This window comes from Corynebacterium tuberculostearicum, assembly GCF_030229345.1.
Taxonomy (GTDB): domain Bacteria; phylum Actinomycetota; class Actinomycetes; order Mycobacteriales; family Mycobacteriaceae; genus Corynebacterium; species Corynebacterium tuberculostearicum_G.
The window spans coordinates 21502-43048 of sequence record NZ_JASPGP010000003.1 but is presented as its reverse complement, the minus strand read 5'-3'; the positions used below and the strand labels follow the sequence as shown (position 1 = coordinate 43048).

The window sequence follows — 21547 nt, the reverse complement described above, 5'->3', positions numbered from 1 at the left end:
TGCCGTGAAACTTATGCAAAATTTCCAGGTGTGGGGATAACTTCTAGGGGTGAAACACCCCCGCGCACGCTATTCATTGCCAGCTTCATGCGGTCCGCGCGGTAGAGGTAGACCGCCAATTCCACCGGCTCGCCGGAGTGGTTGGAAATCTCCATCTGTAGCCGCCACAGCGGGGTACCCGTAGCCACGCTAAGCGCTTCAGCATCCTCGGCATTGGCTTCCTCCAACGTGAGTTCGCGGCGCACATTATCAAAGTCCACGCCGCAATCGCGCAGGTGCGCATGAATGGATCCGGCATCCGCATCGAAGTCCAGGATGTGCTTTCCCACCACCATGGGGAAATACATGCGCTCGATGGCAATGGGGTGGTCTTCGGCATAGCGCACGCGGTGGACAAAGACGACATTTTGTTCTGGGTCTACGCGCAGAAAGCGGGTGATGTCTCGCGGCGCGCGGCGGCGAGCCAGCCACAGGGTGTGCTGCTGCGGATCCACGTCATATTCGCTCAGCCAGCTGGAAATGGAGTAAATCGATTCAAAAAGCTCTGCCTGGGTGGAGGCCAAAACGGTGGAGCGGCGCCCGCGGCCAGAGGACACCAGCCCTTCGGCCCGCAAAGCTGCAACGGCTTGGCGCACGGGGCCGCGGGAAGAAGAAAACTTCTCGCACAAGTCTGCTTCACTGGGCAGGAAATCGCCTGGTTGCAGCACACCGGAGCTGATCTGTTCCCGCAGGTAATCAGCGATCTTCTTATGCTGCTGTTTATCGCGTGGGCTCATTCAACCTTTGTCCTTAGTTTCTCCGGGGCCTTTCCCAGCGGAGCGAAACACAGTAATGCTATTCCATTTTGCAAAGGCGCGCTAATGCAACAGCGTCACGGAGAAACAACGCGTTGCCCGGGTAAAGGCGTTCAAATAATAAGTCACGCGCCGTCCGACCAGCACCGAGATGCTAGGCGAGCACGCTAGGCTATGTGACCGTGGACGAGAGCACCGAAACGATTGAAGTACGCGCGGCCAGCGGCAGCGCGCGCCTGGGCAAGGCGGTAGCGGTGGCGGGCATCATTGCCGTCGCGCTGCTGGTTATCGGTGGGGTGCTCATTTACTCGGCGTTGCAGGAACCGGCCGATTCGCGCCTGCATTCCGTTTATCTCATTGCCGCGCTCATGCCCCTAGGTGGGGCGCTGTGCGCCATGCTGGCGGTGGTGGCCTCCGGGCGGCGCAGGGCGCGTCCGGTGCTGCGCATCGGCGAGGAGATTTCCTTGCCTCACCAGCGGACCAGTTTCGCCGCCTCTGAGCTAGAGCGCATGCAGTTCTATTCGCTCGGGCTGGATCAGAATTTCCTCACCCTGATTCCAGGCGGGGTGCGCGTTTCTACCTTGGACGAGGCCCAACGGTATTCGGCCCGCCTGCCGGAGCAGGCGAACCTGGGCCCGCGGGAACTCGAGGGAAAGCTCCGGGAACGGTTCCCTGGCGTTCCCATTGACCACCTAGGCCAGGTGCGGGCCGAAGACTAGCTCGGGGTGCCGGCTACGCGTGCCGGATCGAGCTGCCAGCCCTGCGCGAGCAGCTGCATATTCTTGATTACTTCTTCGTGCGAGCTGGACTGCAGCGAGACCATGAGCTCATCGGCCTTGGCGTGCTCTTGGAAGGTATCGAGGTAGTTGGCCACCTCATCGGCGGTGCCGACGGCGGAGTACTTCAGCATGTCTAGGATCTGCTGGCCCTGGTACGAGCCGATGATCTGCTCTACCTGCTCGTCGGTGAGGTGCTTGCCGCGGCCGGCGAAGGCCTTGACGCGGTTGAAGCACACGCGCTCGTATTCTTCCTGTGCCTCTTGGGTGGTATCGGCGGCGGTGACGTTGACGCCGGCGATGACATAGGGCTTGCTAAAGCGCTCGGAAGGCTGGAAGTGCTCGCGGTAGTAGGTGGTGGCCTGCTCGAGGTGCTGCGGGGCGAAGTGGGAGGCAAAGGCATAAGGCAGACCGAGCTTGGCGGCCAGCGAGGCGCCGAACATGGACGAGCCCAAAATATAGATAGGCACGTTGGTATTCGCGCCTGGAATGGCGCTGACTCCAGGGATATAGGACTTGCCCTCGAGGTAGGAGTTGAGCTCCTTGACGTCTTCGGGGAAGCGCTCGGCAGAGTGGGCGTCGCGGCGCAGCGCGCGGCCCAGGGTATTCATGTCCGTGCCGGGGGCGCGGCCTACGCCCAAGTCAATGCGCTCGGGGTACATCTCCTCCAAGGTGCCGAATTGCTCGGCGATGACATAAGGAGAGTGGTTGGGCAGCATCACGCCGCCGGAGCCCAAGCGGATGCGCTCGGTCTTCGCACCGATGTGGGCGATGAGCACGGCCGGGGAAGAGGACATGATGGACTTCATATTGTGGTGCTCGGTGTACCACATGCGGGAGTAGCCCAGCTTTTCTGCTTCCTGTGCCAATTGCACGGAGCGGGCGATGGACTGTGCTGGAGTTTCGCCCTCATAGATGGTGCAGAAGTCCAAGACGGAAAGATGCGCGCGTTCGGTCACGGTGGAGGGCCTTCCTTTGCTTCGGTAGATGCTCTATAAGTTCTCTCCTTCCAACGGTACGCGCCGCCTGACTATTCCGGTCGGGGGGCGATACAGCAAGGCTGCGTGGGGAGCTAGAGACGCACAGAAAACTCCCCTCCGCCTCGGCGCTGCGGTGCAGCGAAGAGAGGGGAGGGGAGTGTGGAGGAAGCGAAAGGCGACTAGGCCTCTGCGAGGGCCTCTGCCTCGGTCGGTTCTTCCGCTTGTGGGTTGGCGGCAGCGTGCTTCTCGCCGGCCTTGGTGGCGATATCGACAACGAGGCCGATGACTGCCGCGATAGCGGTAGGAACAATCCAGCCCAAGTCCACGGACTGGCCGGGCGCCAGGCTCAAGAGGGGATCGAGTGCGTCGGCGCCCCAGCCCTGGGCGGCGATGACGGACAGGGCCGACCACAGCACCGATACCCACAGCGCCAGGCGGTAGGTCCAGTAGAAGACGACGGACTTTTTCACCATCGGCTGGATCAGGGTGAGAGCGATAAGGGAGATGGCCGGTGGGTACAAGAAGGTGATGAACGGAACCGCGATGGACAGCACTGTATCCAGGCCTTGGAAGGCAAAGAGGATGGACAGTGCAGTAAATAGGCAGGCCCAGACGTGGTACTTGACCTTGGGCATGAGCATCTCAAAGAAGGCCGAGGTGGAGGTGATAAGGCCCACCGCGGTGGTCATGCAGGCCAGGATGACGATGGCAGAAAAGACGGCCTGGCCGATGGTGCCCATGGTGAGATTGGCGGCGTCGGCAAGCAGGGGCGCTCCCGACTCATAGGACTGGCCGTTAGGGATAGTTTGGCCCACCCAGGCCAAGCCCAGGTAGATTGCGGCCAGCAAAAAGCCCGCAATAAGCGCGGCGGTGATGGTGCCGTTGACCAGGGACTTGCGGGTCTTAAAACCCTTGGAGCGCAAGGACGCAACAATCACGATGGAAAAGGCCAAGCCGGCAATCGCGTCCATGGTGTTATAGCCCTCGAACAGGCCGGTGACCATGGGGGAAGAAGAATAATCCTCGGTAGGGGTCTGGGGATCGCGGCCGTTGCTAAAAGCGGCCAAAGTGATAAGGACGATCAACAGCGCTACCAGGGCTGGGGTAAGGAACTTCCCCAAGGTATCGATGATGGTGTTCGGGCTCCAGGCCAGCACTAAAGCGATAAGGAAGAAGACGATATTGAAGATGCCATTGGCCATCGTTCCTTCCCAGCCCAGAAGCGGGGTGATGGCGGTTTCCATGGACACGGCGCCGGTGCGCGGCAGGGCGTAGAAAGCACCGATGGCCAGGTAGGCCATCACGGAAAAGACCAAGCCGAAGAGGGCGCCGCCGTTGGAGCTCAGATCGCGCACGGAGCGGCCAGAAATGGCAACGGCAATAATAGCTAGGACCGGAAGGAGCACGCCGGCGGCCAGGAAGCCGAGGACGGCGGGCCAAAAGTTGGTGCCGGCCGAAACGCCCACCATGGGCGGGAAGATGAGGTTGCCGGCGCCGAAGAACATCGAAAACAGCATCAGCGACGCAATTACGATGGTGGCGCCGGGCTTAGAGGTGCTTGACGCAACTGGGGTAGCCATTGTGGCTCCTTAATTTTCCATGTACAGCTAGAATGCGAGGAAGCTTCCCCATTCCGCCGAGGGTGGTGGCGGAGGCGGGGTGCCTCTTCGCGGTCCGAGATGGCGGGTCACGCCTGTTCGTGTAATGAGACATTACCGCCCACATGGTGAGAAATCAAAGCGTGGGGGTGACGCAGAATACATGGTGGCTCCAGCTGGGCCGGCCTAATCGAGGGCCGCAAAGGCGCGCTCCATGCGGTCGAGCGCTTCTTCCAAGATTTCGCGCGAGGTAGAAAAGTTCAACCGCGCATGGCCCGGGCCGCCAGTGCCGAAGGTATCGCCCTCATTGAGCGCCACCTTGGCATTCTCGCGCAGCCACTTGGCCGGCTGCGGATTGCCGCCAATGGCGGTATCGGCAAAGTCCAACCACAGCAGGTAGGTGGCATCCGGTTTGCTGGTCTTTAGGCCGGGGATGCGCTTGGGCAGCTCCTCCACCAACCAATCGCGGGTTTCGCGCAGGTAGGCCACCTCTTCATCGAGGAAATCGCCGCACTCGCGGTACGCGGTCTCCGCGGCCAAAACACCCAAGGTGCCCGTGCCATCCTTGGCCACGCCAGAAAGGCAGTTCCAGGTCTGAACATCGGCCGCGTTGGAGAAAATCATCTGGGCGCACTTGAGGCCGGCGGTGTTAAAGGCCTTAGACGTAGCGGTGACCGTGATGGTGCGCTCCGCGGCCGCCGCGCCGAGCGAGGCTACCGGGATATGCCGGCCCTCATAGACCAGCGGGGCGTGGATTTCATCGGCCAAGATGCGCGCATCATACTTCTCCGCCAGTTCGACCAGGCCGGTGAGGAACTCCTCATCCAAGACGCGGCCGAGTGGATTATAGGGATTGGCCAGCAAAATAGAGCCCGCGCCCGCCTGGAAGGCGCGCTCAATATCGTCGAGCTCCAAGCTGGTCTCGATTTTCTCGCGGCCCGCGGTGCGTGGCAGCTCCAAAAGCGGTGGGTAGGAGGGAACCGGCACAATCACGGGCGAGTCCTCGCGAGTGAAGTACTGCACGCCGAGCAACAGGCCGCGCACTACATCGCCGATCCAGAAAATATGGTCGGAGTTGGGGCGCCAGCCATAGCGGTCGTTGTAGAAATCGGCCACAGCTTCGCGCAGCCCCGAGGCCTTGGGCGCTGGGGTATAGCCAAAGGTTTCCTTATCCACCATCTCTTCCAGTGCCTTCTTTACGGCGGGTGCGGTGGGGAAATCGGACTCCGCGATCCACAGCGGCAAGACGTCTTCCTCGAAGACGGTCCACTTGCGGGTTCCGCGGGCTTGCAACTCTTCTAGGCTAGGAAACTCCATGGCCATAACCATAACGCGAAGCCTGCGGTCACCCCAGCGCTTTTATGCGCTTTTATTCATCTGCCTTGTCGGCCCACTGGGAGTCCTCCTCCGCGTCTTCGGACTCGTCGGAGGCAGAGCCCGAGACAAAACCGTACTTCTTCAACCGGCGGCGGTCCGCGGCCGAGGTGGATTGGGTCAGCTTGAGCAACTCGGCATAGATACCACCGGATTGCGCCAGCTCGGCCGGCGAGCCCATCTCATCAATGCGGCCGCGATCCAGGGTGATGATGGTATCTACATCCGCAATGGTGGATAGGCGGTGGGCAATAATCAGCGTGGTGCGGTCTTTCATCAGCTCATCCAGGCCGGCCTGCACGGCGCGCTCGGACTTGGTATCCAGCGCCGAGGTGGCCTCATCCAGGACCAGGATGGGCGCGTCCTTGAGCATGGCGCGCGCCACGGAAACGCGCTGCTTCTGCCCGCCGGAAAGCTTCAGACCGCGCTCACCAATGACCGTGTCATAGCCGTCCGGGAAGGCTTGGATGAACTCATGGGCATTGGCCCGCTTGGCGACGTCCACGATTTCCTCCTCCGTGGCACCCGGCTTGCCATAAGCGATGTTCTCGCGAATCGTGCCGGAGAAGAGGTAGGACTCCTGGAAGACCACACCCACCGAGGCGCGCAGGCGCGAGGCGGTGAGATCGTCTACTCGGTGCCCCAGCACATCGAGGTGCCCGGCCGAGGGATGGTAAAGGCCGAGCAGGAGGTTGACCAACGTGGACTTGCCGCCGCCGGATTCGCCCACGAGCGCCACCTTGTGGCCCTCAGAGGCGGCGAAGGAAATATCCTCCACCACGGGCTTGCCTTCCTCGTAGGCGAAGGAGACGTGATCAAAGGAGAAGACCGGCGCGCCGGGTGTGGGCTCCAGCGGGCTGACCGGGGTGAGGTCGAGCTGCGGGGTGTGCGAACCGGTGGTGGCAGCAACCAGCTCGCGCGGGGCGGTGGGCTCGAGCTCTTCTTCCATGACCTTGAAGTAGTCCTTGGAACCGGCGATGGCGCGCTGGGCGGTATCGACAATCCAGCTCATCATGAAAACCGGCTGCTTCGCGCTAGAGACCATCTGCAGCAACATGACCATATCGCCCAAGGAGAAATGTCCCTCGAGCGTGCGCCAGAAGATCACGCCGTAAATGCCGAGGAAGATAACCGCCATGGCTAGGCCGCGGAAGGTATCCATCATGTGCCACCAGCGTGACTGCGGCTTGGTGGTATCGACCACGGTGCGGTAGCGCTTGGCAAAGTGGGAAAGCTCGCGGGTTTCGCTCACGAAGGACTTAGCCACCTTGACCTGGCCGATGACCTCCGCGAAGCGGCCGTTGGCGACGTCAATATTTTCGTTTTTGACCGCCTCAAACTTCTGCCAGCGCTTCGAGGTCAGCGCGGTAAGCCACATATAGACCGGGAAGAGCAGCGCGAGCAGGATGGCCAGCGGCCAGTAATACCACGAGGTAATGGCCAGCACCGCGAGGGTCTGGATGATCATCGTAAAGAAGTTATTGGCAAAGGACTGCACGAACTGCGTGATATTGGCAATCGAGCGATCCAGCCGGGCGATGATGGTGCCGGTGACCTGGTTATCGTAATAGCCCTGCGGGAGGGCCAGCAGCTTGGCAAAGTAGCGCGTGGACAAAATCTCGCGCAGACGCGAGACCATGACATCGCCGATGTAGCCGCCGATATTGCGGAAGAGGGCATTGGCGGCGTCGGCAAGAAAAAGCGCCACTGCCAGCACCAGCACCGTACGCAGCGCATCGCCCAGTGGGGCGTCGTTTTGCAGGGCGCCCACGATGGTATCGGTGGCTTCGCGCGTCAAAAACGGCGAGACCAGTGCAACGACGGCCGTTATCGTGGCGGTTAGCAGCACGCCCAGGTAAAAGGGCCACAGGGCGGAGGCACTGCGGGTAATGCGCAAAATGGAATTCATAAGTAGACCACACTCACTTTGAAACGGCGGTTAGTGCGCGGAATTAGGGAAAGGAGGGAGAGATTTAAGCGACTGCCCAGTATGCCACATGCGGCGTTAACGAGCGTAAATACTTAAGTTCAGGGAGGTTTAGGCTAAGGTACTTGTGCAGAAATACAACAATCTTCGCGTGCAAAGGATCCATCCACGGTGAAAATTTCCCACACACTCGGCGCGGGCGTAGTCAGCGTACTCGCCGTGACCCTGACCGGATGTAGCGTTCTCCAGCCGGAAGAAACCGGGCTGGGGGACCATATCACCGTCTCCAGCTCCGAAGAGGCCCCGTACGAGGCCAAGGACACCGACGATAAGGAAGTTACCTCCAACCTGGCCGAGCCGGTAGAGGATAAGGGCCTGGGCGTGAGCTGGCAGTTGCAGGGCGTGTATACCGATAGCAACTCCGGTGGCACCGTGGTGACCATTCTGCTCAAGAACAAAAACGATGTGCCCCTGCCTGTCGACGCCTTTGAGGACCCCACCCTGGAGCGCGCCGATGGTAATGGCGGCTGGGCCAAGATCAATTCCTTGCCCTATGACAAGGAGTCTGCCCCGGGCGTAGAGCCCCCGGGACTCGATCACCCGCTGGGTGCAGGCGCTTCGGTCAACCTGCAGTATCGCTTTGACGTGACGCCTGGCAACCTGTGGAATGCGCGCTTGCACATTGGCAACGTGACCTGGGTAGGAGACCTTAATCTATGACGGAACTTGTAGTCTTGGCCTCTGCCGAGGGCGAACCCATCGGCACCGCTCCCAAGGCCGAAGTTCATACCACCGATACTCCGCTGCACTTTGCTTTCTCCGCCTGGTTGGCCTGTGGCGGGAAGGTTCTGGTCACCCGCCGTGCGCTGAGCAAGCGCACCTGGCCCGGCGTGTGGACCAATGCCTTTTGCGGCCACCCCGCACCCGGCGAGGAAACCGCGGATGCGGTGCTGCGCCGTGCTTCCTTTGAGCTCGGCATTGCGCCGGCGGATCTGTCCGCCCCGCGGCTTATCCTGCCGGACTTTTCCTATCGCGCGGTGGATTCCTCCGGCACGGTAGAAAATGAAATCTGCCCGGTATATACCGTTGAGCTCGCTGCCGACGCCGCCTGGGAGCCCAATCCCGACGAGGTCGATTCCTACCAGTGGGTCGAGCCAGAAAACCTCTTTGCCGCCGCCGATGCCATGCCTGGTGTTTTTAGCCCGTGGATGATTGACGAGCTCGCGGATAGCACGCTGCGTGCCGCATTGTAATTTTCGGCGCCCGCTACACCCCAAGCTCGTCGTCGTTGTAGAAGGCCGCGGCCACATAGTCCAAGGTGGCATAGGCTAGCCGACGCTCGCCCGTATCCAGGTCGAATTCCAACACCTGGTGGTCATCGCCGTAGCCGGGGAATCCGGGCTCTCCCGTGGTGGCATAGTGGCGCAGCCACTCGTTGAGCTCACCGGCGGGAGCGTTTTTCGCCTCCTCGTCTCCGCTGCCGCCAAAGAGCGGGTCCAACTCGGCGCAGTGCACCGCGGGGGCTTCGGTCCGGGTAAATTCCATCATCCAGGTGGGGCCTGGAGCCCCCTCGGCTACCTGGGCGGTCCAGCGGCGCACGGCGGCATCACCGATGAGGCGGCCCATCGGCCGCTGCGGATCGACGTAGTGCGCCAGCTGCCGCCACTGTTTGAAACGATCGTGTGACATCCCGAACTTGGGCGAGAGGTAGCTGGTAATAAAGCCGGCCAGTGCCATCTTGTCTATGCGCTCGGCCGCGGGCATGGTGTAGAACTCATCGCGGGTGGAGGTCACCACGATGGGAATATCCGCTAGTTCTTCGGCGCGCAGTGGTGCGGGGCCCAAGGCGACGTCGAAGCGGTATTTCTTGCGGAATTTGGCATAGCCTTTGGCCAGCGATTCCGGGTCCATCTTCTCCAGCGCCTGGCGCGTGACCGGCACGCCGAGGGCCCGGCGCAGGTCGGTGATGCGATGCTCAAAACGGTCACGCGGGAATGCCGGCGAGAGTGCCAGCACGCGGCGGAACCCGCCCCGGAAATGATCGCGGCGCGCCAGCCACAGGCTTATCGCCGCCCCGGCGGATTGGCCCACCAAAGTGATATTGGTCTTATCGCCGCCGAAAGCTTCGATATTGTCCTGTAGCCACTCCAAGGCCAAGAGGCAATCATCGATGCCGCGGTAGCGGTCCGCCTCGTCGCCGTCGAAGCGCGCAAAGCCGGCCAAGCCCACCCGGTAACCCACGTTGACCTGGATTACCCCGTGGCGGGCATTCTTTTCCCCCGTCAGCCGTGGATCCTCGTGCGAACCATGCTCAAAGCGGCCGCCGTGAATATAGACCACGACGGGGCACTCGGCGGCGTCGGCAGGCGCGGTAATGCTCAGCGCAATGTCAGTTGGGCGCGGCTCGCGGGCATCCTGATCAAGGGCGCCATCCATTGGCTCGGCAGGCGAGTAAGGGCTGGGGATGGTGCTATAGCGCACCGAGTGGAAATAATGCAGGCCATCGCGGCGCACGCCGGTGATCCGGCCGGAGGCGGTGGCGACGGTAACGGGAATCTGGGCGCTCGACATGTCAGCCAGATTACCGCGAGCAAGTAGGATAAGTAGCCATGGAGTGGTTGACGAGCTTGGGTAGCACGCTATCGCAATTGTTGGTGCAGGCGCCCGTGTGGATTCAAATGGTCATCGTGGTGGCCATCGCCGTACCACTCATGGTGGTTATAGCCTGGTGCCTGATGTGGGCGGTTGACCGCGTGGCCAATCGGGCCGCCGGAGTGATTTCCCAGCAACGCAGCCGCAGCACTAGAGTAGACCACCATGGCTGAGGAAAATAACGAGCGCGCACGGCAAGAGCGCGCTGAGCTGCGCGCCAACCCCCGCGAGGGTCTTTGGGACCCCGAAGCCAAGCGCACCAGCCAGCCTTCCGCTCCGGCAACCACGCCCGGCGCCCAGCCGGCAAAGCGCAAGCGCGCCCTGCCCAAGTCCCGCGTCTCTCTCACACTGTGGACGATGATCGCGCTGGTCATCGTCGTTGCCCTCATCGGCCTGTGGACCTAGGCGCGTCCACCGGCCGCGAGCCCCAGGCCCAGCGCTAGTCCTTACGGCTGGTGGCTGCTAAACGCTGGAAGAATTCCAGACCAGGAAGATCCTCGATGAGCAGGGCGGTGCCGTTGGTATCGCACAGCGGCACGCACCAATTGGGATAAAGCTCGTGCGTGGTGCCCGGCTGATTCTGCGCGCGCACATCGCCCACCATGTCCACCAAGCTGGTGCAGGCAAGTGCCGAAGGCGTGCCCGCAATATAGCGGTGCAGCGCCACAGAGATGTCTTCCTCGGCGCCGCGGGAGGCGCGCTCGGCCGGATCCACGAGGTAATCGCGCTGCGGCAAGAGGCCGCGGTCCGCTACCGCGCCCAATACGCGGGCCTGCCACTCGATGTCATCGCGCTGCTCGTCCTCCACCGAGCGGGTCAGCACGCCTAAGCGCGCGCGGAGCGAAATATGATCGCCGCGCAGGTACGCCAAGGTCGGCGGCAGATCGTGCGTATTAACCGAGGACAGCGCCAGCTGGCGGTACTTGTCCTGCGGCAGCGGGGAGTAGTCATCATCGTCGCGCTCAAACCACACGATGGAGGTACCCAGCACCGCCTTCTGCGCGAGCACGTCTTGTACCCACGGCTCGACGGTGCCGAGGTCCTCACCAATGACCACCGCACCGGCGCGCTCTGCTTCTAGCGCCAAGATGCCCACCATGGCCTCAAAGTCATAGGAGACATAGGTGCCCGTCAGCGGGCTGGCCATGCGCGGGATCCAATACAGGCGGAAAAGGCCCAAGATATGGTCCACGCGCACGCCGCCGGCATGGCGCAGCACGGTGGAGAGCATCTCGCGCCACGGGGCATAGCCCGCGGCGGCCAGGCGCTGCGGGTGCCATGGCGGCTGCGACCAATCCTGGCCCTGCTGGTTATAGTCATCCGGTGGGGCACCCACCGAGCACTGCGGTGCCAAATACTCAGTGAGGTTTACGGCATCGGCGCCGCCTGGGTGCACACCCACGGCAAGGTCAGTCACTAGGCCCAGGCGCATGCCGGCATCGAGTGCGCGCTGCTGCGCGGCGGCCAGCTGCTCATCGCATAGGAACTGCAGCCAGGAATAAAAGCGCGTGAGCGTGTCCATGTCCAGGCCTTCGGCATGGCGCTGGCCCGACTGCGCCGCGGCGTCTTGCTGCGCACACCAATACGCGAAATCGCGCAGGCCGCGGCCTTCCTCGCGGGCGTAGCGCACGAAGGCCTCTTCGCGCTCCGGGGAGGGCTGGTAGTTAAAGAGCTCGCGCAGCACCTGCAGCTTGGCCTCAAAAATGGTGTCGCGGTCAATCTCCTCGGCGCTGCGATTGCGCTGGCGAAACTCCTCGGCCAGCTCGCGCACATCATCCTGCAGATCCTCCGGCAGGAGCTTGAGCTCCGGGATGGATTCGATGTGCAGGTAGAGAGGGTTGATAAAGCGCCGCGTGGTGGGCAGATACGGCGAGTCCTCCACCGGTGGAAGCGGCTCGGCGGCATGCAGCGGGTTGACCAGCAGGAAATCCGCGTGCGGGGCCAGAGTCTCCGCCAGCTGCCCCAAATCCTGGAAATCGCCGATGCCCCAGGAGGATTCCGAGCGCACCGAATACAGCTGCGCCATCACGCCGCTAATGGGGCGCTCCACAAACTCATCGGCCGTGGAAAGGCGCGCCGGGGTAATAATCAGCGGGCAGGCATGCTTGCCGATGCCCCCGGACTCCAACACCAACTCGTGGTACCCCATGGGCAGATCGCCGGGGATGTGGAAGCTCGCTTCGCCCCACAGCGTGCCATCAACATTGGCATCTGGGGCGTCATTGGGGTCTTGGTAGACCTCGCGGGTGCCGCCTTCCTCCAGCTCAATGTGTACGTTGGCGGCTTCGCCCGCGTGCACGTGGACCACGAACCCGCGCTCTTGGTCCTGGGGTGCGACAACGCAGTGGGGGAGGGGCTGGGAGGAGCGGTCCAGGTAGTCGTCGTAAAGCAGCTGCGTCAGCGCCGCATCGTCCGGATTGTCATCGATGGCCACGCCCAAGGCGCGCAGGGTATAGGCAATAGTGTCTTCAGCGACGTGAACGGTGAAACCAGACTGGGAGGTATAGCTGGTGGCCACGCCGTGGCGCTGAGCGAGTTCTTCAAGCAAGTCGCGGGTAGTCACAGGCCACATTGTGCCACGGGGACAACGCGCCTGCTGGGGAACAGATTGGTACAGTAGGCGGAGATTAATAATTAGCTGTTCGAAAGGACACCGCGTGACCCTGCAAGAAGTGCATACCCCGGCGCAATTTACTATCGAGCCTGGCGAAACCTGCCTGACCGCCCTGATGGACACCGCGAAGAAGCGCCCTCACGGCGTCATGTTTACCCGCCCGGCTAACTACGAGTGGGTCAACGTCACGGGCAAAGAATTCATCGATGAGGTCTTTGAAGTAGCCCAGGGACTTATCGCCCTGGGTGTGCAGCAGGGGGACCGCGTCGCCCTCATCTCTGCCACCCGCTATGAGTGGTCCCTGCTGGACTTTGCCATCTGGGCCGCCGGTGCCGCCTCCGTGCCGGTCTACCCGTCCTCGTCCGCCTCCCAGGTGCGCTGGATCATCGAGGACTCCGGCGCCGTGCTCGCCATTACGGAAACCCGCGAGCACTCCGAGCTGGTAGAAAACCTGGTGCTGCAGGAAGACGGCGAACCCAACCTCAAGGGCTCCCCATCGCAGCTGCGCCGCGTGCTGGAAATTAACTCCTCTGCCATCGATACCTTGAAGTTCGAGGGCCGCGGCGTGACCGCCGACGAGGTCTACGCCCGCATCAAGGCCACCTCCACCGATGACCTGGCCTCCCTGGTGTATACCTCGGGCACCACCGGACGCCCCAAGGGCTGCATCCTGACCCACCGCAACTGGCTGGCCCAGACCCGCGGCCTGTGCACCAACCCGATTGGCATCTTCGCCGTGCCGGGCAGCCACACGCTAACCTTCCTGCCGCTGGCCCACGTCTTTGCCCGCGCGGTATCCATTGCGGTGGCCATGCGCGGCGCCTCCCAGAATCACTGGTCGGACTTTTCCACCATCTCCATCGAATTCGCCCGCTCCCGCCCGAATGTCATTTTGGGCGTGCCGCGCGTCTTTGAGAAGGTGCGCAACTCTGCTGCCGCTAAGGCGGCCGATTCCGGTATCAAGACCCTGCTTTTTGAGCAGTCCGAGAAGGTAGCCATCGAGTACTCCAAGGCTTTGGATAAGCCGGAGGGCCCGGACCGCCTGCTGAAGGCCAAGCACAAGGTCTTTGACAAGCTGGTGTACTCCACCATCCGCAAGGGCGTGGGCGGCAACGTGAACTACTGCATTACCGGTGGCTCAGCCATGGGCCATGACCTGCTGCACTGGTACCGCGGCATCGGCATCCCGGTCTATGAGGGCTATGGCCTGACCGAGGTCGCCGCCGCGGCCGCAGTGGACTTTGTGGATCAGTCCATCGGCACCGTTGGACCGCCGATGGGTGGCGTGACCTTCCGCATCAATGAGGAAGGCGAAATCTGCATCAAGGGCGATATCGTCTTCCACGGTTACTGGAATAATCCGGAAGCCACGGCCGAGGCCCTCGAGGATGGCTGGTACAACACCGGCGACTTGGGTGAGATTGATGAGGACGGCAAGCTCGTTATCACCGGCCGCAAGAAGGATCTCATTGTTACGGCCGGCGGCAAGAATGTCTCGCCCGGCCCGATGGAGGATATCTTGCGCGGGCACCCGCTTATCTCCCAGGCCATGGTGGTAGGCGATGGCAAGCCCTTCGTCGGCGTGCTGCTGACCCTGGATCCGGACATTTTGAAGCGCTGGAAGCTAGACCACAACATTCCGGAGAATCGCTCCATGCGCGAGCTGGCCACCGATCCGACCCTGCGCGCGGAGCTGCAGGATGCCATCAACCAGGTCAATGCCACCGTCTCCCATGCGGAGGGCATCAAGAAGTTTTACATCCTGGAATCTGACCTTACCGAGGAAGAAAACGAGCTGACCCCCACCATGAAGGTCAAGCGCAACGTGGTGTCGCAGCGCTACGCCGCGGCCATCGAGCACCTGTACAAGCGCTAGGCTGCGCGACGGGTACACCCGAGGGAGTTTCCTCGGGTGTTTCTTTTTGCCCCGCTTGCCGACGCTCCCTTCTGCAGCTCACCCCACCATCCTCACCCCAGTGCGGGCGAACCTGCCATAAACCTGTGAATGGCTTCGGAGTGTCGCGCGCTCGCGGCGGCGGATCTCGCATAAAGTCGTGAGGCGTTACAGCAAACCTCAACCTCTACTAGAGGTTAGAAATGGGACCGTGGAAGGAGTGGCTCGAAGCCAATGCACAAAATCGCCGCCGAGCTGCGCCACCGCGAGCTTACGCAAGAGATTTACAATATCGGCGACGAAGTCGCAGAATATCTCGAGCACCTCATTGAAGCCATCGAGGATTGGGACGAAGAGCTGTGCATGGATTGCCTAGCTGAGCTGGGCGATATCGTCGAAGACGCCCGCGTTGACTCCGGCCGTTGTGTAGGCGAGCTGATGGGCCTGCGCCAAGCCCTGGTCTCTGGTGTACGCTCCGGCACCATTTCCGCCGCTTCTTCCGGCGTGAACGACGTGGAAGAACCGGAACAACTTACCCCGCGCCTATTGGATGAGCGATTCCCCATCTCCAAGCCCATTGTGGTGCACGAGCTGGCCGAGTCCCTGCGCTCTCGCACCCAGGCCGTGGCGGATTACCTCCGCGAGGTAGTGGAGTACGTGCTTGCACAAACCGACGCCGTGGCCCGCAACCTCGACATGGTCTCGCTGCCGCACTTGTACAAGCGCACCGGCGAGTCCGCCCTCATTGCCGTCCAAGCGTGGAAGCACACGGTGCTGGATACCCACCCGGCCTATGTCCGCACGATGCGCGGGCATAACCCACCGCAGTTCCTAGAAGAGCGCGCCCGGGTTGCCGCGGTGGTGGAAAAGGTCCGCGCTAAGCGTGAGGCGGCCCGCCGGGCTACAACTGCATAAACCACATAGACTTCCTTGTTTCACGCAAGGGGATGTTCACGGCCACCGAGATTCCCTCTCTCGGTGGCCGTTGAAGTTTTCTGCGCTAGGGCGCCCCGATTCGGGGAAGAATTTAGGGAAATTTTAGGTTAACAGCCGTTCCATATAATTTCTGTTATGCCTGTTCAGTGGGTTGGGTTGTGTATTCAGCGGTATTGTTGATAGGGCAACCTTAAAATCTAAGTAGAAAATACTCTCAACGCGCTGTAGGGTATTTCCCGTCCAAGCGAACGCCGTGACCTAGCACCATCCACACGCGGCGCGCGCAATCACATTCTTTAACCACATCTACAGGGAGTTAATCCATGGGCGCATGTCGAACTTCTCGCCTCATTGCCAGCGCACTGGCCGTAGCCACCTTTTCTTCCATTACCGTCGTACCCAGCGCCGTCGCGGCTGACGACACCACCTTCGTCGAGGAAAAGACCACCGACGATACCGTAAGCCTCAACGGCATCGAGTTCGATGAAGACGGCAACCTGCTGGAGGAAAACAACGCCGGCGATAAGGCGATGGAAGAACTCGACGCAGAAGAAGACGCCGCCGAGTCCATCACCCCGTACGCAGTAGACGGCGCGGAGGAGACCGCCGAGGCTCCGGCTTCCGAAGAGTCCGCAAAGCCAACCACCCTCGAGGAACTCGCACAGACTGAGGCCTCCAACGGCGACGTCAACGTCAAGGTGGTCAAGGATGAGCAGAAGGACAAGCTCGTCTGTGAGGTCACTGATGCCCCTGACAAGGAAGGCAACATGCTTGACCTCAAGCTTGCCCTAGCTAAGGCCTTCTACGATGGCGGCGAAAAGATCCTCAAGACCGTCTGGGAAATCATCCCGGTCGTCGGTGACCTGGTTCCGGCTGATTTCATCGATAAGATTTCCGGCAAGACCTGGGACGGCATTGCCAAGCTGGTCAAGGAAGGCGAGAAGGACAAGACGGTTACCTGGGATCTCTCCCGCGCCCAGGGCATGGCCATCGGCCGTATCGATAACGCCGATGCCGACGTTGATATGAACAACCCGGATGGTGCTAAGAAGACCGTCTCCGGCCTGCTTAAGTTCGCCGACGGCGCCTTTGGCAAGGGCACCAAGGTTATCTTGAAGCTCTTCAATGCAGCCGTTACCATCGCCGGCCTGGTTCCAGGTGCGAGCGTCGCCGGCGACCTGAAGCTGAGCAAGGACCAGCAGAAGAGCATCGAAGACTCCCTGAACAACATCTCCACCGCAGCTTCTGATCTCGCGGCCGTCAACGCTCCGGCCGGCCAGCTGTGCTCCGATATGCTCAACGGCAAGAAGACCAAGGACCAGCCTGCCGAGGAGAGCCCTTCCGAGGAGCCTTCTTCTGAGGAGACCACTTCCGAGGCTCCGGCTTCTGAGGATGCTACCTCTGAGGAGACCACCCCGTCCGAGTCCGCAGAAGAGACCTCTACTGAGGAGACCTCTGCAGAAGAAACGGCCACCGAAGAGCCGACCTCCGCAGAAGAAACTTCCGCTGAAGAGCCGACCTCTGAGGAATCCACCGAACCTTCCACTACCGAAACTGCGGTTGTTCCGGGCAAAGACGGCCAGGACGGTAAGGACGGCCAGGATGGCGTAGACGGTAAGGACGGCCAGGATGGCCAAGATGGCCGCGACGGTCGCGATGGCCGTGACGGTCGTGACGGTAAGGATGGCGAGAACGGCCGCGATGGACGCGATGGCCGTGACGGTCGTGACGGTAAGGATGGCGAGAACGGCCGCGATGGACGCGATGGCCGTGACGGCCGCGACGGCGAAGATGGCCAAGACGGTAAGGACGGCCGCGACGGCGAAGATGGCCAAGACGGTAAGGACGGCCGCGACGGCGAAGATGGCCAGGATGGTCAGGATGGCCGTGACGGACGCGATGGTCGCGATGGTCGCGACGGCCGTGATGGCATCAACGGTAAGGACGGTAAGGACGCAGACATGTCTTCCGTCGCAGGGTTCTCCTTCCTGGCTGCACTCGTAGGTGGCGGCACGGTGCTGGGCATCCTGTCCACCATTGACTACCTCTACACCCACGGCATGCTGCCGAAGAACAGCGTCCCATGGCGCATCAACCAGTAAGACCTTCCTGTTGAGGCATTAGCCGGAAGTAGTAGAGCCTTCGCGAGCATATGCTCGCGAAGGCTCTTTCTTATTGCGGGTGAAGTCTCGGTGGGTTCTCTTGTGAGGTGTTCGCCATCGCCCTCCCTTCGCGCTCACCGGCGCAGCCGACTCCGCGGCGAAAGCACCGCTGGTGAGCGCGAAGGGCTGCGGGATAGAGGATGGCGGGAGGCAGGAAGCGTGGACTTAGGCAGAACGCGCGGCCTTTTGTCTGGCGGAGATGGTGGAAATGAGGTCGGTCAGGAAGCGAGTGGGGTGGTCGATGAGCTGCCGCGGGGTATAGCAGAGGACCGTGAAGCCGGCCTCGCGCAGACGTCGGTGGCGTTCATGCTGATGGGGAAGCGCCTTCGCGGGGATGATGTCGATGAGGTAGGCGCTGTTGATACATAGGGCGGTCGTGATACCAGGTAGTGCGGTGAACGGTGCCTCGAAGAACATGGGCCAGGGGAAATCGGCCTCAATGAGGAGGGTGCGGGCGAAAGACTCGTAGGGAGAGCGGGAAAGAGGTGAGGCGTGGTGGATTACGGCGCGGACGATGCGGCTATTGCGCACTCGGCCCATGCGGGCAAATTCTTCCTTGAGGTCTTCTCGGCTGAGGCCGGAACGCAAAGCCGAGTCAGCGGCGATGAGGCCGTCGGTGAAGCCGTGGTAGCGGGCGACGTCGATAACCGCGCGGGCCTTGGAAACGCAGCGGGTGCCGTCCACGAGGACGGGCTCGGGAAGTAAAGCTTTGCGGTAGATGCGCTCGGGATGGCGGCGGTCCTTGTGGGGAAGCGTATTGGTGGGAAGAGCCATTTCAATCTTTTCCTCGGCCGTGGCGATGGCCCAAAGTCCGTGCACGCGGGCGGCGGACTTGGAGATGAGCACCGCAGTATAGGCGCTGCGAGCGGCGGCGATGGCGCGCAGGCGCAGTTGAGAGGGGAAGTCGAGGCAATGGTAGTGATCGCGCCGGACCGCGATGCGCGGTGCGAGTTTGAGGTAGGTGCCGTTTTTCAGGTCGGTCCAGAAGGTGGGGTGGTTGGCGCGGATGGAGTCGATATTGGTCAGTGGTGGTGTCATGCCTCCTAGGAAAGGGCACGCTGCCGGCCGGCGCGAGGAGGTAGCGGCCGGGCCTGTGGATAACAAGGCCGCAGAGAAAGGCGAGTGAGCGAAGTGGCGGATGGGAAAGTTACGGCCACAGTTATCCACAGTCGGGGCAACATCCCTTGCGCGTGGGTGCAAAAACGGCAAAGCCCGCGCTGGCCACAAAAAGCGGGCGCGGGCGAGGACGCGGCAGGAACTAGACGGCTGGGGGAGGGGTGACCTTGTCTAGCTGCTCGGTAATCTGCGGCCACAGTTGGCCCATGATGTCGTCCCAGGTGAGGATCCACACGGCGTTGTCCTTATCGGCCTTGCCTACCATGACAAGCTGCTCGTTGCGAGCGCGCATGTGGTCCAAGGTCTTTTGCACGGTGGTGGAAGAAGACACGGACAGGGCAGGGCGGGAGAACTCGAGAACCGGGGTTTCTGGTTCTGCCAGCAAGGTATCGCGCACGTGGACCACGCGGGGGACGCGGGAGTCCTTAGGGAAGACCAGCACGCGCATGATGTTCTTGCGTACGACGAGGTCTTGGAGGTCCTCCACGGTGGCGTCGGAAGGCAGGGGCACTACCTCAGAGCCGTGCTCGCGAGCCATGGCGCCCACGGTGGAGTTTTCCAACTCGATGACATCAGAAATCTGGTTGGCAGACTCATCGTCTAGAGCACCGGTCTCGCGGGAGTGCTCGACCAAGGTGCGCAGGGTTTCGGCGTCGTAGCCGGCCGCACCGGCGCGGTCGACGGGCTCTTCGCCGGCCATGGAGACCATTTTGTTGGCCATGACGTTGATCCACTTCAGCAGCGGGCGGAAGATCCACACGAAGCCGCGTGCGGGGACCGCGATGAACTGCAGGGCGGTCTCCGGGTGGGTAATGGCCCACGACTTCGGTGCCATCTCACCGAGTACGAGGTGGAGGAAGGTAACGATGAAGAGGGCGAGGAGGAAGCTGACGACGTCGGCAATGCCCAGCGGCAGGCCGGCGGCCTCCAGCGGCGCCATGAGCAGGTGGTGCACCCAGGGCTTGGTTACAGCACCGAGCACAAAGGTGGCGGCGGTAATGCCCAGCTGCGCGCCGGCGAGCATGATGGTCAGCTCATTGAGCGAGCGCAGGCCGGCGCGGGCGGTGCGGGAGTTTTCCGCATCCTCTTCCAAACGGTTGCGGCGAGCGCCCATCAAGGAGAACTCGATAATCACAAAGAAGCCGGAAGCGGCGATGATAAGGAGGGTAACGAGGAGGTTAAACCACCACGATTCGGTCATTATGCATCCTCCTTCTTATCGGCATCATCGGAGTGGTCGGAGTAATCCTCCACCAACTCGATGGCGAGCACGGACGGTACGTGGCGATCCACCTCTTGCACACGCAGGCGGAGGGAGCGGACGGGTGCTTCATCGTGGTCAACCCAGTCATCGGGCTCGGCCTCGAGCTGGATGGTGTGTTCCTCGCCTACCTCAGGCAGCGCACCGGAGTGGGCAATGACGAGGCCGGCGACAGTCTCAAAGTCGCCCTCAGGCAGGTCGTGGCCGATGGCGCGCTCGATCTCATCAATCGGTGTATCGCCGTCGACCAACCAGTGGGATTCGTCCTGCTCGGTGATTTCCTCGGTTTCTTCGATATCGTGCTCATCGGTGACATCGCCCAAGATTTCCTCGGCCAAGTCCTCCATGGTCACGATGCCTACGAAGCCGCCGTACTCATCGATCACGCACGCCATCTTCTGGTCGCTATCGCGCAGCTCTTCCACCACATCCGGCAGCGGCATCAACTCAGGGACCACGACGGCCTCCTGCATGATGCTGGTGGCCTTGGTGGCGGCGGGCAGGTCGCTTCCCAGGACGTCGATAAGATGCACCACGCCGATTGGATTGTGCTCATCGTCGATGACGGGGTAGCGCGTGTGGTCGGTAGACATCATCTCGCGGACCTCACCGAGGGTGGTGTCCGGGTCAATGACGTCCACGCGGGAGCGTGGGATCATGGCGTGCTCAACGTCGTGCTCGGGGAAGTCCAGCAGGCGGTCGAGCACCATATAGGTATTTTCATCCAGATCGCCGGCCTCGTGGGAGGAATCCACGATGGATTCCAGGTCATCGGCGGTGGCGGAGGAGTCCACGTCTTCTACCGGTTCGATGCCAAAGACCTTGAGGATGGCATTGGAAGAGTACTCGAAGAAGTGGATGAGCCAGCCGAAAATCCGCAGGTAAAGCTGCGTGGAGGCGGCCAGCCAGCGCGCCGTCTTCATCGGTGCGGCGATGGTGTAGTTCTTGGGGAAGAGCTCCGCAAACAGCATCGTCGCAATCGTGGAGATGAAAAGTGCCGCGATGGTACCAACGGTGACTGACACCGCGGACGGAACGCCGACGCCGCCAAGCAACGTACCCAGTCCCTGGCCCACGAGCGGCTCGGCCACATAGCCGATGAGCAGGCCGGTAATCGTAATACCGAGCTGCGCGCCCGAGAGCATGAAGGAGGTCTGCTGAGTAATAGCCAGCGCGCGTTGGGCTGTCTTATCCCCCTCAGCAGCCTGGGTCCGCAGCTGCGTGCGGTCCACGGACATAAAGGAAAATTCTTGGGCCACGAAGTATGCGTTCGCGACGATGATGAGGCCAATGACTACGAAGCCGGCCAGGATCATCAAAATAGCCGATAACATGATTTACTCCCCACCGCCTAGAAGGAGGTAGGGACATCGACTCGGAGGTTCCACTGAGGGTGCCTTTCTACTTGGGAAGATGGAAACATACTACATGCTCAACCCCGCTTTCGGCCATTTTGTTCCCGG

General features: G+C 61.7%; 18 protein-coding genes. 8 read left to right on the top strand and 10 right to left on the bottom strand.

All coding sequences use genetic code 11. The features are described 5' to 3' along the window. Positions 1-11: 11 nt before the first annotated feature. Positions 12-776, bottom strand: a complete 765-nt coding sequence (locus tag QP884_RS02865; protein ID WP_005326408.1) for a GntR family transcriptional regulator — start codon at positions 774-776, stop codon at positions 12-14. Positions 777-976: 200 nt separating this feature from the next. On the opposite strand from QP884_RS02865, the gene QP884_RS02860 reads away from it, so the two are divergent. Beyond that, positions 977-1513: a hypothetical protein gene (locus tag QP884_RS02860; RefSeq protein WP_284820602.1), complete on the top strand. Its 537-nt coding sequence runs from the start codon at positions 977-979 to the stop codon at positions 1511-1513. Here QP884_RS02860 and QP884_RS02855 read toward each other — a convergent pair. The 4 genes from QP884_RS02855 to QP884_RS02840 form a co-directional block, all read right to left on the bottom strand. After that, positions 1510-2529: an LLM class flavin-dependent oxidoreductase gene (locus QP884_RS02855; protein WP_239192482.1), complete on the bottom strand. Its 1020-nt coding sequence runs from the start codon at positions 2527-2529 to the stop codon at positions 1510-1512. The two genes, QP884_RS02860 and QP884_RS02855, sit on opposite strands and share 4 nt — an antisense overlap. 200 nt (positions 2530-2729) lie before the next feature. Then, positions 2730-4130, bottom strand: coding sequence for a branched-chain amino acid transport system II carrier protein (brnQ, locus tag QP884_RS02850; RefSeq protein WP_284820600.1), 1401 nt, complete (start codon positions 4128-4130; stop codon positions 2730-2732). A 204-nt stretch (positions 4131-4334) separates the two neighbouring features. Beyond that, positions 4335-5465, bottom strand: coding sequence for a MalY/PatB family protein (locus QP884_RS02845; RefSeq protein ID WP_284820598.1), 1131 nt, complete (start codon positions 5463-5465; stop codon positions 4335-4337). Positions 5466-5517: 52 nt separating this feature from the next. Continuing rightward, on the bottom strand, positions 5518-7431 hold the full coding sequence (locus QP884_RS02840) for an ABC transporter ATP-binding protein (RefSeq protein ID WP_284820597.1): 1914 nt from the start codon (positions 7429-7431) through the stop codon (positions 5518-5520). Positions 7432-7620: 189 nt separating this feature from the next. Between QP884_RS02840 and QP884_RS02835 the strand changes: the two genes are divergently transcribed. Further along, complete coding sequence (locus tag QP884_RS02835) at positions 7621-8169, top strand: hypothetical protein (protein ID WP_284820596.1); 549 nt, start codon at positions 7621-7623, stop codon at positions 8167-8169. Further along, complete coding sequence (gene idi, locus QP884_RS02830; RefSeq protein WP_284820595.1) at positions 8166-8702, top strand: isopentenyl-diphosphate Delta-isomerase; 537 nt, start codon at positions 8166-8168, stop codon at positions 8700-8702. The genes QP884_RS02835 and idi overlap by 4 nt, the downstream gene beginning before the upstream one ends. Before the next feature lie 13 nt (positions 8703-8715). On the opposite strand, the gene QP884_RS02825 is transcribed toward idi, so the two are convergent. Further along, positions 8716-10020 carry an alpha/beta fold hydrolase gene (locus QP884_RS02825; RefSeq protein ID WP_284820594.1) on the bottom strand — a complete coding sequence of 435 codons (1305 nt, stop codon included), beginning with the start codon at positions 10018-10020 and terminating at the stop codon, positions 8716-8718. Between the two features lie 38 nt (positions 10021-10058). Here QP884_RS02825 and QP884_RS02820 point away from each other — a divergent pair, with 38 nt between their 5' ends. Then, positions 10059-10274: a hypothetical protein gene (locus tag QP884_RS02820; RefSeq protein WP_284820593.1), complete on the top strand. Its 216-nt coding sequence runs from the start codon at positions 10059-10061 to the stop codon at positions 10272-10274. Then, complete coding sequence (locus QP884_RS02815; protein WP_023020989.1) at positions 10267-10506, top strand: hypothetical protein; 240 nt, start codon at positions 10267-10269, stop codon at positions 10504-10506. The genes QP884_RS02820 and QP884_RS02815 overlap by 8 nt, the downstream gene beginning before the upstream one ends. Positions 10507-10540: 34 nt before the next feature. Here the strand turns inward: QP884_RS02815 and malQ are convergent, their stop codons facing one another. Continuing rightward, positions 10541-12664: a 4-alpha-glucanotransferase gene (gene malQ / locus QP884_RS02810; RefSeq protein WP_284820592.1), complete on the bottom strand. Its 2124-nt coding sequence runs from the start codon at positions 12662-12664 to the stop codon at positions 10541-10543. Between the two features lie 94 nt (positions 12665-12758). On the opposite strand from malQ, the gene QP884_RS02805 reads away from it, so the two are divergent. The 3 genes from QP884_RS02805 to QP884_RS02795 all read left to right on the top strand — a co-directional run bounded on the left by QP884_RS02805 (position 12759) and on the right by QP884_RS02795 (position 17647). After that, positions 12759-14591, top strand: coding sequence for an AMP-dependent synthetase/ligase (locus tag QP884_RS02805; protein WP_284820591.1), 1833 nt, complete (start codon positions 12759-12761; stop codon positions 14589-14591). Between the two features lie 252 nt (positions 14592-14843). Further along, positions 14844-15524, top strand: coding sequence for a hypothetical protein (locus tag QP884_RS02800; protein WP_005324183.1), 681 nt, complete (start codon positions 14844-14846; stop codon positions 15522-15524). 344 nt (positions 15525-15868) lie between these two features. Next, positions 15869-17647 carry a hypothetical protein gene (locus QP884_RS02795; protein WP_284820590.1) on the top strand — a complete coding sequence of 593 codons (1779 nt, stop codon included), beginning with the start codon at positions 15869-15871 and terminating at the stop codon, positions 17645-17647. A gap of 225 nt (positions 17648-17872) precedes the next feature. Here QP884_RS02795 and QP884_RS02790 read toward each other — a convergent pair whose 3' ends face one another. The 3 genes from QP884_RS02790 to QP884_RS02780 all read right to left on the bottom strand — a co-directional run bounded on the left by QP884_RS02790 (position 17873) and on the right by QP884_RS02780 (position 21418). Beyond that, the gene (locus tag QP884_RS02790; protein WP_284820589.1) at positions 17873-18745 is read right to left on the bottom strand and encodes a hypothetical protein; all 873 of its coding nucleotides are present in this window, start codon (positions 18743-18745) and stop codon (positions 17873-17875) included. Positions 18746-18965: 220 nt separating this feature from the next. Continuing rightward, positions 18966-20024, bottom strand: coding sequence for a CNNM domain-containing protein (locus tag QP884_RS02785; protein WP_239278682.1), 1059 nt, complete (start codon positions 20022-20024; stop codon positions 18966-18968). Beyond that, the gene (locus tag QP884_RS02780) at positions 20024-21418 is read right to left on the bottom strand and encodes a hemolysin family protein (protein ID WP_284820588.1); all 1395 of its coding nucleotides are present in this window, start codon (positions 21416-21418) and stop codon (positions 20024-20026) included. Before QP884_RS02780 ends, QP884_RS02785 begins: the two co-directional genes overlap by 1 nt. Between the last annotated feature and the right edge of the window lie 129 nt (positions 21419-21547).